The 13,180-nt window shown below is 39.0% G+C and carries 13 protein-coding genes; 5 read left to right on the top strand and 8 right to left on the bottom strand.

All coding sequences use genetic code 11. The features are described from left to right. Nucleotide 1: 1 nt before the first annotated feature. The 8 genes from B0184_RS01670 to B0184_RS01635 form a co-directional block, all read right to left on the bottom strand. Nucleotides 2-478, bottom strand: a complete 477-nt coding sequence (locus B0184_RS01670; protein WP_005710164.1) for a phosphatidylglycerophosphatase A family protein — start codon at nt 476-478, stop codon at nt 2-4. Nucleotides 479-493: 15 nt separating this feature from the next. Then, complete coding sequence (gene thiL / locus B0184_RS01665) at nt 494-1,456, bottom strand: thiamine-phosphate kinase (RefSeq protein ID WP_005710177.1); 963 nt, start codon at nt 1,454-1,456, stop codon at nt 494-496. 73 nt (nt 1,457-1,529) lie between these two features. Next, the gene (gene nusB, locus B0184_RS01660) at nt 1,530-1,964 is read right to left on the bottom strand and encodes a transcription antitermination factor NusB (protein WP_005710253.1); all 435 of its coding nucleotides are present in this window, start codon (nt 1,962-1,964) and stop codon (nt 1,530-1,532) included. Nucleotides 1,965-2,031: 67 nt separating this feature from the next. Further along, on the bottom strand, nt 2,032-3,327 hold the full coding sequence (pilQ, locus tag B0184_RS01655; protein ID WP_005710301.1) for a type IV pilus secretin PilQ: 1,296 nt from the start codon (nt 3,325-3,327) through the stop codon (nt 2,032-2,034). Between the two features lie 17 nt (nt 3,328-3,344). Next, nucleotides 3,345-3,755 (bottom strand): hypothetical protein, encoded by a 411-nt coding sequence (locus B0184_RS01650; protein WP_005710187.1) that lies wholly within the window; start codon nt 3,753-3,755, stop codon nt 3,345-3,347. 1 nt (nt 3,756) lies between these two features. Beyond that, nucleotides 3,757-4,278, bottom strand: coding sequence for a hypothetical protein (locus B0184_RS01645; protein WP_005710155.1), 522 nt, complete (start codon nt 4,276-4,278; stop codon nt 3,757-3,759). A gap of 1 nt (nt 4,279) precedes the next feature. Then, nucleotides 4,280-4,801 carry a hypothetical protein gene (locus B0184_RS01640; RefSeq protein ID WP_039851690.1) on the bottom strand — a complete coding sequence of 174 codons (522 nt, stop codon included), beginning with the start codon at nt 4,799-4,801 and terminating at the stop codon, nt 4,280-4,282. Further along, nucleotides 4,792-5,466, bottom strand: coding sequence for a type IV pilus biogenesis protein PilM (locus B0184_RS01635; RefSeq protein ID WP_005710297.1), 675 nt, complete (start codon nt 5,464-5,466; stop codon nt 4,792-4,794). Before B0184_RS01635 ends, B0184_RS01640 begins: the two co-directional genes overlap by 10 nt. A 140-nt stretch (nt 5,467-5,606) precedes the next feature. On the opposite strand from B0184_RS01635, the gene B0184_RS01630 reads away from it, so the two are divergent. From B0184_RS01630 to thrS, 5 genes are all read left to right on the top strand, one after another. After that, nucleotides 5,607-8,204 (top strand): penicillin-binding protein 1A, encoded by a 2,598-nt coding sequence (locus tag B0184_RS01630; RefSeq protein ID WP_005710209.1) that lies wholly within the window; start codon nt 5,607-5,609, stop codon nt 8,202-8,204. 220 nt (nt 8,205-8,424) lie between these two features. Next, nucleotides 8,425-8,946 (top strand): shikimate kinase AroK, encoded by a 522-nt coding sequence (gene aroK, locus B0184_RS01625; protein WP_005710312.1) that lies wholly within the window; start codon nt 8,425-8,427, stop codon nt 8,944-8,946. A gap of 29 nt (nt 8,947-8,975) precedes the next feature. Continuing rightward, nucleotides 8,976-10,064 (top strand): 3-dehydroquinate synthase, encoded by a 1,089-nt coding sequence (aroB, locus tag B0184_RS01620; protein WP_005710325.1) that lies wholly within the window; start codon nt 8,976-8,978, stop codon nt 10,062-10,064. A gap of 21 nt (nt 10,065-10,085) precedes the next feature. After that, nucleotides 10,086-10,913 carry a Dam family site-specific DNA-(adenine-N6)-methyltransferase gene (locus B0184_RS01615; protein WP_005710207.1) on the top strand — a complete coding sequence of 276 codons (828 nt, stop codon included), beginning with the start codon at nt 10,086-10,088 and terminating at the stop codon, nt 10,911-10,913. 187 nt (nt 10,914-11,100) lie between these two features. Then, nucleotides 11,101-13,032, top strand: a complete 1,932-nt coding sequence (thrS, locus tag B0184_RS01610) for a threonine--tRNA ligase (protein WP_005710183.1) — start codon at nt 11,101-11,103, stop codon at nt 13,030-13,032. The last annotated feature ends 148 nt before the right edge of the window (nt 13,033-13,180 follow it).

The following is a 13,180-nucleotide window of genomic DNA, read 5'->3' as shown; positions in this document are numbered from 1 at the left end:
ATTACATTATCCAATAAATCAAATGTAATGAAATTAAAGCAAAAATAGCGGCAAGAATATCATCTACCATAATACCTAAGCCACTTTCTAATTTTTCATCAAAATAACGAATTGGATAAGGTTTTAAAATATCAAAAATGCGGAAGCTTATAAAAGTAAGAGTATAAGCAAGCCAATTATATTCAGGTAAAAAGGCGAACATTAAAAATATGGCGACAATTTCATCCAAAACTATTCTTCCATCATCGTGTACCCCTAAATCATTGCTCGTTTTTTGGCAAAGATAGCAGCCAAGAATAAAAGAAGTAACGGCGAGAAAAATAAAAAATAGGTTTGATTGGGTTATATTCCAAAGCTCAATGGAGAGGATTAAGCCAGCTAATGTCCCCCAAGTGCCAGGTGCAGGCTTTAATAAGCCTGAGCCGAATCCGACTGCTAAAAAATGTACGGGATTTTTTAAGTTAATTTTTTTATCCATTCCTTTTCCTTTGCTTTAGCTAAAATGGTCAAAACCAATATGAGTAGGTAAAGCTATTTTTTTGCCATTTTTAAGTAAATTTAAACCGCTTGTTTCAGGGAGAATTTGACCGATGCAGGTTACTTTTATCCCTTGCGAACGTAAAACTTGCTCCATCTCTTCGCGTTTTTCTTCGCTGACAGTAAAGCAAAGTTCATAATCTTCGCCCCCCGTTAAAGCAAATTTTTCCGCTTGTGTTTGTTCGTATTGGGTGCATAAATGGCGTGAAAGCGGTAGATTTTCAAGATAAATTTCCGCGCCAACTTGACTACGTTCTAAAATATGCCCCAGATCAGCAAGTAATCCATCAGAAATATCCAATGCACAGCAAGAAAATGAGCGAAGGGCTAAACCGAGTTCGACACGAGGCGTTGGGTGCAGATGGCGTTGAATGAAATAGCGGTCAGATTCGTTCTCTATTTTGCGATTTTGTAAAAGTAAATCGAGCCCTGCCGCACTATCACCCAAAAAGCCAGAAACAAAGATCCAATCGCCCACTTTGGCTTGGTGGCGGAATAAACCTTGATTTTCAGGCAAAAAACCTTGAGCAGTAAGGGTAATCGAAAGCGGGCCTTTAGTGGTATCGCCACCAATTAAACTCACGCTATAGCGATCTAAAATGGCAAACAAGCTTTGGCTAAATTCAGCTAACCACGCTTCTTTGATTTCGGGTAAGGTGAGTGCAAGCGACATCCAAGTAGGCGTTGCTCCCATCGCGGCTAAGTCGCTTAAGTTTACCGCAACGCTTTTATAAGCTAAATCAGCAGGAGAAATCGAAGGTAAGAAATGCGTGCCTTCCACCAAGGTATCTGTGGTAATCGCAAGTTGGTAGCCTGATGGAATGCTAGTAATCGCACAATCATCTCCTACCGATAAGCTCACATCATTTTGCAAACTTTTTCGCGAAAAATACCGCTTGATCAGATCAAATTCGCCCATTTTGTTCTCTCAAATAATTATTCTCAAAATGAAAAAAAGCGAGACTTTGCTCGCTTTAAAATAAGTAGATAAATTATTTCCGTCCAAGTGCTGGTGCTAATTTATCTAAGATTCCGTTGATGTATTTGTGACTGTCGTCTGAACCGAATGCTTTTGCTACTTCAATCGCTTCGTTAATCACCACTTTGTATGGGGTATCTTGTTCAAAATGTAATTCATAAGCCGCCATACGTAAAATACTACGCTCAATTAAATCAACATTTTCTTCGTTACGATCTAAAAACGGACGAAGTGAAGCATCAATCTCTTCAATATTTGCCACAGTGCCACGTAATAAACGAGTAAATAATGTGCGATCCACTTGACCTGTACTTCCTGGATCTTCAGACGCAAAATTATCGGTTTGGAAAACTAATTCGATTTGTTCTACGCTATTTTGCGAAATTGCCCAAGAATATAATGCTTGAACAGCACACTCTCTTGCACGGCGGCGAGGGGAAAGTTTCATATAACCTCTAGTTAATTCGATAATCAAAAATATTACCGAATTTTAGCATAATTTTGTGATACTTTCTTTATCGTTTTGGGCTTTTTTCTTTCGTTTTCGAGAAATCTGCTGCGACATCTTTTGATTGTACAATGTAAGGCGTTACAAAAATCACCAATTCGCGTTTGTTAATTTGATCTTTTTGATAGCTAAATAACCGCTTGAGAAACGGAATTGAACCAAGCACAGGGATTTTATCGCTATCTTTTGATTTCAAATGTTGAAACACTCCGCCAAGCACAATGGTTTCGCCGTGTTTGGCGAATACTTGAGTGTTCAACTCTTGTTTATCGATTGCAATTGCTGTATTGCCTGAATTGGCATTACCGACCGATTGTCCTTGTGAATTTTGGGTCACGATTAAATCCATTAAAATCTGATTATTTTCCGAAATATGCGGCGTCACCTCCAAGCCTAAAACTGCTTCTTTAAAGGAAATATCGTACGTTTCCGATTTGCGATCATAAATCGCATAAGGAATTTCTGTGCCTTGTTTGATGCTTGCCAATTTTTTGTTGGTCGTCAGCAAACGCGGACTTGCAATAATTTCTACGCTGTTTTCTTGCTCAAGGGCAGAGAGTTCTAAATCCAACAATTTGGAATTGATAGAAGCGACTTGTAAGGTGGCTGAAGCTCCTGCAACCACGGGGAAGTTCACGTTTAAATTCTGCACTCGCCCCCCATTTCTTGCTACCTCTTCGATACTACTATCTGCGGAGAACATTCCCCAACGCACGCCAAGTTCCTGCAAATTTTTGCTGCTGATGGTGACAATGCGAGCTTCAATGGCAATTTGTTCGGTTGGTTTATCTAGCTCTTTAATTAAAGCTAACGTATTTTTAATGGAAGCTGTATTTTCTTTAATAATTAAGCTATTGCTTCGCTCATCAAAGTGAATATAACCGCCATCATTTAAAAATGAGCCACTGCCTTTAGTAAGCGAATCAATGACTTCTGAGGCTTTAGCATATTTTAATTTCACCGTACGAGTAACTAATTGTGGCTTTTGTTCTTCATCAAGAGGCTTTATTTTTTCGTTTAAATCCTCTTTTGTTTTTTCACTAATATAATAGACTCCATTTTCTTGTTGAATATTGAGTTTATTGATTTTGGCAATGCTTTTTAAAATTGCATCAAACTGACTATTTTCAATTCGAATATTGCTTTTGCTTTCAATATCTTGATGCAACACAATATTTTTATCCATTTCACTGGCTAAATAAGCTACAACTTCAGCTGTTGGTGCATCTTTTAAAACGAGCGAAACTTGATTTGCTAATAGCGAGAGCGGGAAAATTGAAAATAATAATATCCACTTTTTCATAAATAACCTGTTGAAAATTAAAGTTTTAATGTAATTTGATAAGGTGTGTTGCAATCATCAGTTAACCCCCAATTGATATATTTCACCGCTTTGGTGCTAATCTCTCTGATTTGAATGGTTTTATCTTTAATAAAATCATCTTGAGCAAAATCAAAAATTTGATTACTTTTATCAATAAATAATGCTTTTGTTGTGTTGTTATACTTCAAAACACCGACTAATTTCAGATCTTCAAATTCGATAGGAATATTGATAATATTGGCATTTTCAGGCAGTTCACAAGCAGTTGCTTTTTCTCTCTTTTTTGCAATCGTTGATTTTGCTTTTGCTGTATTCTCTTTTTCTTGTTCTTCTCCATAAAAAGGATCCGCAATACTATATGTGGTATAAGATAGAAAGCAAAATAGCAGTAATAAATATTTTTTCATTTTATTTTTCCATTAGCTGTAACGTCGCATTTAATTGTACTAAGTTTTTATAATCTAAACGGCTTAAGGTGACTTCTTTATAAAATAGAAAGTCGAGTTTATTTAATTCCGAAATGATCTCAAATAAAGTTTTTGCTTTTTGCGAAATTGTAATATGCAATAATTTATCCTGTTCTAGTTCCCACTGCATTCCGTTGATTTCTACATCATATTGATAAAAAAGTGTTTCTAGCTGTTGATTTACTTTTGTCGGTGTGAGTTTTGCATTATTTGTATCGCTTTTTTTTGCTAATTTTTCTGTTAAAGATTGTGCTTTATTTTTAATCTCCATATTTAGTGTATTAAGCTTATGTGCGTTATCTGCAATCTTTTGTGAAATATTGACCGCTTGAATAAGCGGATAAAAAAGCAGAATAGCCGCTAAAGTAATGGCAATCTGGAAAAAGTATTGATTGAGTTTACTCAATAACTGATAACCAACTTTAGCTGGATTAAAATAATAGTAAGAAATACGTTTTTTCATCTTATTTATTTTCTTTATAAACAATAATGCTGAAATCGGCTTTCGCGTTATTATTACTTTGTAAATATTCAATATTGACGCTAAAACCACTCTCTTTAAAGAAATTTTCTAACTCTTCAAAATCTTGCTGATGTTGATAGCTGCCAGCAATTTTTAGCTTTAAGCCTTGATCGACATAAAATCGAATGACACTAATCCCCGCACTTTTTACAGGTAATTCTTGTAATAAATTAACCAAATTGTTTAGCTCCTCTTTTCTTAATACTTTAGTGTAGTTAATCGGTAGTGGTGTAAGGTTTGTTAAACTTTGTTCAATTTGTGAGAGCTTCTCTTGTTGTTCGCTGAACTGTTGTTTAATCTCTACAAGTTCACGCTTACTGTTTTCTTGGTAATAATTTAAACATAATAATAATCCGATAAGACAAAGAAATATAATTAGTAGCTTAAATATATTTTTTGTGGTTTTATCTGACCAACTTTTCTGTAATAATGGACTTAAATTGATATTTCTTTTTATTTCCACAAGCAAGCTCCTAGTGCAAGAATATATAGCTCTTTAGAAACGAAATTTTCTGGAAAAGTTAAATCGTTCAGACTTAAATAATTTTCGTTAGATTCGTTTTGAATGCTTAATTCATTTAATTTAAATGTAAAAAATTTCTCTTTAAATGCATAAGTTTGTCCATTTTGAGGTGGCGATTGCATAAAAAAATGAAATCCTCTTTGCCAACATTGCAACTCGCAATCTAAAACGGTGTCTATATCTAGCAATAAAGGGTCAGCAAAACGTTTTCTCAGTGCATAAATAATAATTTGAGTAACTTTTTGGGCTTTATGCGGCAAGGCTTGATAATCAAAATAGACCTCATCTATCGCAATAGGAAGCTCTTGTTTGATAGTTTGAATTACTTGGCGAAAAATCGTTTCTTTATCTACGTTTATAGGTTGAATCAGATATTTCCGCCAAATATAGTGATATGGTACAGGACGAATAATCTTCTTCTTTTTGCCTGAAAAATCGGAAATTGTTGCCAAAATCTCGGTTAAAGCGGTCGATTTTGGATAAAAATTTACAATAGGTTGTTCTTGCGCTAGATAAACAATGCAGTGGTGGGTTTCATCTTCTGCAATGCCGATTGGCAAGTCTTCTTGTTGTTTTTTGGGAAAAAATTTTGTAAGCAATGACATAAAAAAATCCTTTATTTGCTGATTAAAAAATTACATTTGCTTGACACTTTTAGCCATTTTTTCGTTTATACTTAGCCAGTTTTACGCCAACATTATTGGCGATTTAATTTATTTGTCATTTAGGAAAAGAGATTTTTTCGATGAAGATCGCAAAAATAATATTTAGTGCTTTACTTACTCTGCTAATTGTGGCAGGGCTTGCGGGCGTTGTTGCCTACATTCATATTCGTGAAAGTTTGCCTGATGTTTCGACTCTTAAAACCGTTGAGCTACAGCAGCCGATGCAAATTTTTACCTCTGATGGGAAGCTGATTGGCGAGGTAGGCGAAGAGCGTCGTATTCCAGTGAAATTAGCGGAAATTCCACAGCCGTTAATTGATGCTATTTTGGCAACGGAAGATAGCCGTTTTTATGAGCATAAAGGGGTCGATCCAAAAGGGATTATGCGTGCACTTTATCGCTCCAGCCAAGGCGATACGCAAGGGGCAAGTACCATTACTCAGCAGCTTGCACGTAACTTTTTCTTAACGCCTGAGCGTAATATTGAGCGAAAAATCAAAGAGGCTATTCTTGCTCTTGAGATTGAAAAAGTATTAACCAAAGATGAGATTTTAGAGCTTTATTTGAATAAAATTTATCTAGGCTATCGCTCTTATGGTGTTGCGGCGGCAGCTAAAACCTATTTTGGTAAAACACTTGATCAGCTCACTTTAGGTGAAGTGGCGATCATTGCAGGCTTACCAAAAGCACCTTCGACAATGAACCCAATTTATTCGGTAAAACGTGCAACAGACCGACGCAATGTTGTGCTTGGTCGTATGCTTGAAGTAGGAAAAATTACCAAAGCACAGTATGAAACCGCGAAAAAAGAAGAGGTGAAATCCGCATATTATGGTGCAGCGTTAGATTTTAGGGCTGATTATGTGACCGAGATGGTTCGCCAAGAGATGGTAAAACGTTATGGCGAAGACGTCGCTTATAATAAGGGCTTTAAAGTGTATGCTACCGTGGTGTCTGATGACCAAAAAGCTGCGCAAGATGCTCTGCGTAATAACTTGATTCAATACGACCGTCGTCACGGTTGGCGTGGTGCTGCAAAACTTTGGACAGGAAAGACTGCTTGGGATGATGAGGCGATTATTGATTACCTTAGTAAATTGCCAAACTCTGAGCCATTTACTGGTGTGGTGGTCACAGAGGTAAATAAAAATAGCTATACGCTGATGTTGCCTAGTGGTGATAAAACCGAGATGAAAAAAGCGAATGCGACTTTCGGTAAACAGATTAAATTGAATGCTGGCGATCTCATTTGGGTAAGTAAAGGCAAAAATGGCGAATGGATGTTAGGACAGATTCCTGAAGTCAATTCAGCTTTAGTGTCGCTTAACAGTGATAACGGTGCGATTGAAGCTATTGTGGGTGGTTTTAGTTTTGAGCAAAGCCGTTTTAACCGTGCAACGCAATCTCTTGTGCAAGTGGGTTCTTCAATTAAGCCATTTATTTATGCCGCAGCAATGAATAAAGGTCTGAGCTTATCGAGCACGATTAGCGATGATCCGATTACCATTACCAAAAGTGGTCAAAAACCGTGGATGCCCAAAAATGCGGATGGGCGTTACGAAGGGCAACTTCGTATGCGTGTTGCATTAGGTAAGTCAAAAAATATGGTGTCAATCCGAATTCTACAAATGGCGGGAATTGACTATGTTGCAGGCTATTTAGAACGTTTTGGCTTTAAACGAGATCAATTCGTTGCAACAGAAGCGTTAGCTCTGGGGGCTGCTTCATTTACGCCACTTGAAATGGCACGTGCTTATGCGGTATTTGATAATGGCGGTTTCTTAATTGAGCCTTATATTATTGAGCGAATTGAAGATAGCCAAGGGAATGAGCTGTTTAAAGCCAATCCGCCAATTGCGTGTATAGAATGTAATAAGCTTCCACTTACTTATGCTGAACCAGAGCAATTTGACGGCGTGAAAATTCACGATGAAGAGCAATTTTTCCGCTCATTGAAAGCGAATGAAACAGTGAATGTAACGGATACGACAATTGATACAGCAGAAGAAGCGACGTCAGATAGCGAAGAACCTGTGCTCGACACAGTTATTCGAGAAAATGGCCCTGATTTAATGAGCAATGTGCAAAATCAAGCAGGTCAAACGATTTATGCACCACGTGTAATGAAACCTGAAATTGCATTCTTGATGCGTAGTGCGTTAAATAGTGCAATTTATGGCGAACAAGGGCAAGCTTGGCGAGGCACAAGTCGTTCGCTTGCCAATGATTTCAAACGTAAAGATATTGGTGGAAAAACGGGGACGACAAATCAGTCTAAAGTGACTTGGTATGCAGGGTTTGGTTCAAACATTGTGACAACGGTTTACGTGGGTTTTGATGACAATAAACGGGTTTTAGGTAAAGGGGAGTCAGGTGCTCGAACAGCAATGCCAGCGTGGCGCGATTATATGAAAGTCGCTCTGGCGGATAAAAAAGATCGTACACTTCCAAAACCAACCAATATTGTGGAAGTTAAAATTGATGCCACCAGTGGTTTCTTAGGTAGCCAATTAACCGAGTACTTTATTAAGGGTACAGAACCAACCAAAAAATTTGTGGTAGAGCAAGGTATTCAAGGCGAAGAATCAGGTAATCCTCGTGATGCAGGTGGTGGTATACGTTTGGGCTTACCACCGAAAGGGATTCTTTCTTCGCCATCAGGTGCTGAATTATTCTAGCCCATAAATAAATTCAGCGATTAGGCTGCTAAAGGTTGAAATTAGGTGTGATTTCTTGAGATAATCGCACCTAATTATTTTTAGGCGATTTGTGGTACTTTCTTAAAATTGAATAAAAGATCTTGTTATCTTTTCCAAAAACAGACCGCTTGTTTTTATGCAAGCGGTCATTTTTTCAACCCAAATCACAATGTTAAACTAATTTTTAAATGAGAAGAAAATGGCAGAAAAACGTAATATTTTCTTAATTGGCCCTATGGGAGCAGGTAAAAGCACTATCGGTCGCCAATTAGCACAGATGCTTGGAATGGAATTTATGGATTCAGATTCTGTGATTGAAGAGCGTGCAGGAGCAGATATTGATTGGATTTTTGATGTAGAGGGCGAAGTGGGGTTCCGTAAACGTGAAGAGCGTATTATTAATGAATTAACCCAAGGGCAAGGCGTGGTACTTTCAACGGGCGGTGGCTCAATCCTCTCTAAAGAGAACCGTAATGTGCTTTCTGCTCGTGGGATTGTCATCTACCTTGAAACAACAGTCGATAAGCAATTTGAACGTACTCAACGTGATAAAAAACGCCCTCTTTTACAAAATGATGATCCGCGTAAAACGCTTGAAGAACTAGCAAAAATCCGTAACCCACTTTATGAAGAAATTGCAGATATTACCCTTCAAACCGATGATCAAGCCGCGAAATTAGTTGCAACAAATATCATCGAAATGATCGACAATCTGCAATAAACACAACAATAAAAAATAAGGTAAACACAATGTTGCAAGTTAATGTAGAACTCAAAGAGCGTCGTTATCCCATTCGGATTGCGGCAGGTTTATTAAGCGATCCGAATAGTTATGTTCCATTAAAAGCGGGCGATAAGGTAATGATTGTTTCAAACCCAACCATTGCACCACATTATCTTGCAACAGTGAAAAAAGCCTTAACCGAGCTTGGCTGTAGCGTAGATTCCGTTTTGATTCCTGATGGAGAAAAATACAAAAATTTAGAATCGCTGAACCTCATTTTTACCGCTTTGCTTGAAAAAAACCATAACCGCGATACCACTCTTATCGCTTTAGGTGGCGGCGTGATTGGCGATGTGGCGGGTTATGCGGCAGCTTCTTACCAGCGTGGCATTCGTTTCATCCAAATTCCAACCACTTTATTAGCTCAAGTCGATTCTTCTGTGGGTGGAAAAACGGCAGTGAACCATCCGCTTGGCAAAAATATGATTGGTGCATTTTATCAGCCAGCTTCTGTCATTATTGATACCAATACTTTGCATACACTTGCTAAACGTGAAGTGAGTGCGGGTTTGGCGGAAGTGATTAAATACGGTGCGATCTTCGATGAGCAATTCTTTGCGTGGTTAGAAGAGAATGTTGATAAACTAGTTGCCTTAGAGCAACAAGCAATCGAATATTGTATTCAACGTTGCTGCCAGTTAAAAGCAGATGTCGTTGCACGTGATGAAACCGAAAAAGGCGATCGTGCTTTGCTTAATTTAGGCCATACATTCGGGCACGCCATTGAAGCACATATGGGCTATGGCAACTGGTTACACGGCGAAGGTGTAGCAGTAGGAATGCTTGAAGCAGCTGAGCTTTCTCGTATCTTGGGGAATATTTCGGAATCTGATGTTGCTCGCCTTGAAAAACTCATTGCTCGCGCTGTATTACCAACTATCTCGCCAGATGGTATGCAGCCGCAAGAATACTTACCTTATATGTGGCGAGATAAGAAAGTATTAGCGGGTAAACTCCGTTTAATCTTATTAAAAGCGCTTGGCAAAGCTTATGTGACTTCAGAAGTAACTGAAGAACAAGTGCTTGCAGCGATTGAAAAATTTACCCAAAAATAGACCGCTTACTGAATAAATCCTATGCAGGAAAAACAACGAGCCTTTTTAAAATGGGCAGGCGGAAAATACCGCCTTGCTCAAGCCATTTCAGACCACTTGCCCCCAAGCATTCCGCAGGGGGCTTGTTTCGTTGAGCCCTTTGTTGGCGCAGGCTCGGTGTTTTTAAATATGGATTTTGAACGCTATTTATTAGCGGATATCAACCCTGATCTAATCAATCTATTCAATGCTGTCAAAAATGATGTTGAGCGTTATATTCAGCACGCCCAAGTACTTTTTTCGCACGAAAAAGCGAATAGCAAGGCGTTCTATTTAGAACGTCGAGCAGAATTTAATGCCTCAAAAGACGAATTTCAACGCTCTGTGCTTTTCCTCTATCTAAACCGTTTTGGTTTTAATGGTTTATGTCGTTATAACCGAAAACATAGCTATAACGTGCCATTTGGTTGTTACAAAAAACACTATTTCCCCGAAAAAGAACTCTGTGTCTTTGCAGAAAAAGCCCAAAAAGCGGAATTTATCTGTGCTGATTTCGAGCAAGTTTTTGACCGCTTGAAACAGCAGCCAGATCAATATGTAGTCTATTGCGATCCACCTTATGCTCCATTGCAACAAGATACTAATTTCACCCAATACGCAGGTGGCGGCTTTAGTCTTGAACAACAAAAAAGGTTAGCTGATTTAGCCCGAGAAATAGATTCTCCTGTGCTGATTTCAAACCACGATACGGAATTTACTCGCAAAATTTACCAAGGTGCAAAATTCAAAACCTTACAGGTTAATCGCTCAATAGGGCAGAAGAGTGAGTCACGAGGAAAAGTGTCGGAGTTGCTGGCTTTATTTGGATAGTGTAGTGGTTATTTTTTGTAACTAATTATGCTAGAATACCCTCGCTCTTATTCCCCATTAGTACGGGAAATAATGCGCATTGCAAATCAAACTAAGAAATTGACCGCTTGCAAGCGGTTTTTTCTTTCGAATTTTTTCAAATTTAACAAGTAGCCTGTCGTATGGGTTACCACTGTAAGGATAAAAAATGCCAATTATTACTTTACCAGATGGCTCACAACGCCAATTTGACAATCCTATTTCTGTTTTAGAGGTTGCCCAATCTATCGGTGCGGGTCTTGCCAAAGCGACTATCGCGGGTCGTGTAAACGGTGAACGCCGTGATGCGTGCGATATTATCGATCAAGATGCAACATTAGAAATCATTACCGCAAAAGATGAAGACGGTTTAGAAATTATCCGCCACTCTTGTGCTCACTTGCTTGGTCATGCTATCAAACAATTATTCCCAGACGTGAAAATGGCAATCGGTCCAACGATTGAAAACGGCTTCTATTACGACGTGGATTTAGATCGCTCTTTAACCCAAGAAGATATTGATGAGATTGAAAAACGTATGCTTGAGTTGGCAAAAACCAACTATGATGTAGTGAAAAAACGTGTGAGCTGGCAAGAAGCACGCGACACCTTCGAGCAACGTGGCGAGCCATACAAAATGGCAATTTTAGATGAGAACATCGAACGCACAGCAACGCCTGCGTTATATCATCACCAAGAATATATTGATATGTGCCGTGGCCCACATGTGCCAAATATGCGTTTCTGCCACCACTTCAAACTTCAAAAAGTGGCGGGAGCTTACTGGCGTGGCGATAGCAAAAATAAAATGCTACAACGTATTTACGGCACAGCTTGGGCTGATAAAAAACAATTAGCCGAATATTTACAACGCTTAGAAGAAGCAGCAAAACGTGACCACCGTAAAATTGGTAAAGCGTTAGACTTATACCATATGCAAGAAGAAGCACCAGGTATGGTATTCTGGCATAATGACGGTTGGACAATTTTCCGTGAACTTGAAACCTTCGTACGTACCAAATTAAAAGAGTACGATTACCAAGAAGTGAAAGGTCCGTTTATGATGGATCGCGTGTTGTGGGAAAGAACAGGGCATTGGCAAAACTACGCCGATTTAATGTTCACCACCCAATCTGAAAACCGTGAATATGCGATCAAGCCGATGAACTGCCCTGGTCACGTTCAAATCTTCAACCAAGGCTTGAAATCTTACCGTGATTTACCAATCCGTATGGCAGAATTCGGTTCTTGCCACCGTAATGAGCCATCAGGTTCTTTACACGGCTTGATGCGTGTGCGTGGATTCACCCAGGATGATGCCCACATTTTCTGTACCGAAGATCAAATCGAATCTGAAGTAACTAGCTGCATCCGTATGGTTTACGATATTTACAGTACTTTCGGCTTTACGAACATTGCTGTGAAACTTTCAACTCGTCCTGAAAACCGCATCGGTTCAGATGAAATGTGGGATCGTGCTGAAGCAGGCTTAGCCGCAGCATTAGCACACAACGGTTTAGAATATGAAATTCAAGAAGGTGAAGGTGCATTCTATGGTCCGAAAATTGAGTTCGCCTTGCGCGACTGCTTAGGTCGTGAATGGCAATGTGGTACGGTGCAATTAGACTTTGCATTACCAGGCCGCTTAGATGCTTCTTATGTGGCGGAAGACAATAGTCGTCGCACACCAGTGATGATTCACCGTGCAATTTTAGGCTCAATCGAACGTTTTATCGGTATCATCACCGAAGAATATGCTGGCTTCTTCCCAGCCTGGTTAGCCCCAACTCAAGCCGTGGTAATGAACATCACCGACAGCCAGGCGGACTACGTTCAACAAGTAGTGAAAACCTTATCTGACGCAGGTTTACGCGTTAAAGCCGATCTTCGCAACGAAAAAGTCGGTTTCAAAATACGCGAACACACCTTACGTCGCGTGCCATATATGCTCGTGTGTGGTGATAAAGAGATCTCAGAAGGTAAAATCGCGGTACGTACCCGTAAAGGTGCAGATTTAGGCACATTCAAGGTCGAAGAATTTGCTGAAATCTTGAAAAACCAAGTGCGTGGTCGTGAGCTTAAATTGCTAAATGAAGAATAGCGAAGAATAATAAGTAATATATCATTGAAAAAGCACCGCTTGTTGGCGGTGCTTTTTTATAGAAAGATAATTTTTAATTCATATAGTGAGTTTACTTTTCCCTTACTGGAAGAAATGGCGAGACTGTGATATAGTTATCGCCATTTTG

The sequence above is a fragment of the Haemophilus paraphrohaemolyticus genome (assembly GCF_002015045.1).
GTDB classification, from domain to species: Bacteria; Pseudomonadota; Gammaproteobacteria; order Enterobacterales; family Pasteurellaceae; genus Haemophilus_A; species Haemophilus_A paraphrohaemolyticus.
Note: the sequence above shows the minus strand (reverse complement) of the source record. Positions and strands in the feature narration are given on the sequence as shown.

Coding starts and splice junctions, on each gene's coding strand:
- B0184_RS01635 (WP_005710297.1), bottom strand. CDS start 5,466: ATGTCATTGCTTACAAAATTTTTTCCCAAAAAACAACAAGAAGACTTG.
- aroK (WP_005710312.1), top strand. CDS start 8,425: ATGGCAGAAAAACGTAATATTTTCTTAATTGGCCCTATGGGAGCAGGT.
- aroB (WP_005710325.1), top strand. CDS start 8,976: ATGTTGCAAGTTAATGTAGAACTCAAAGAGCGTCGTTATCCCATTCGG.
- B0184_RS01615 (WP_005710207.1), top strand. CDS start 10,086: ATGCAGGAAAAACAACGAGCCTTTTTAAAATGGGCAGGCGGAAAATAC.
- B0184_RS01645 (WP_005710155.1), bottom strand. CDS start 4,278: ATGAAAAAACGTATTTCTTACTATTATTTTAATCCAGCTAAAGTTGGT.
- B0184_RS01630 (WP_005710209.1), top strand. CDS start 5,607: ATGAAGATCGCAAAAATAATATTTAGTGCTTTACTTACTCTGCTAATT.
- pilQ (WP_005710301.1), bottom strand. CDS start 3,327: ATGAAAAAGTGGATATTATTATTTTCAATTTTCCCGCTCTCGCTATTA.
- thrS (WP_005710183.1), top strand. CDS start 11,101: ATGCCAATTATTACTTTACCAGATGGCTCACAACGCCAATTTGACAAT.
- B0184_RS01670 (WP_005710164.1), bottom strand. CDS start 478: ATGGATAAAAAAATTAACTTAAAAAATCCCGTACATTTTTTAGCAGTC.
- B0184_RS01650 (WP_005710187.1), bottom strand. CDS start 3,755: ATGAAAAAATATTTATTACTGCTATTTTGCTTTCTATCTTATACCACA.
- nusB (WP_005710253.1), bottom strand. CDS start 1,964: ATGAAACTTTCCCCTCGCCGCCGTGCAAGAGAGTGTGCTGTTCAAGCA.
- thiL (WP_005710177.1), bottom strand. CDS start 1,456: ATGGGCGAATTTGATCTGATCAAGCGGTATTTTTCGCGAAAAAGTTTG.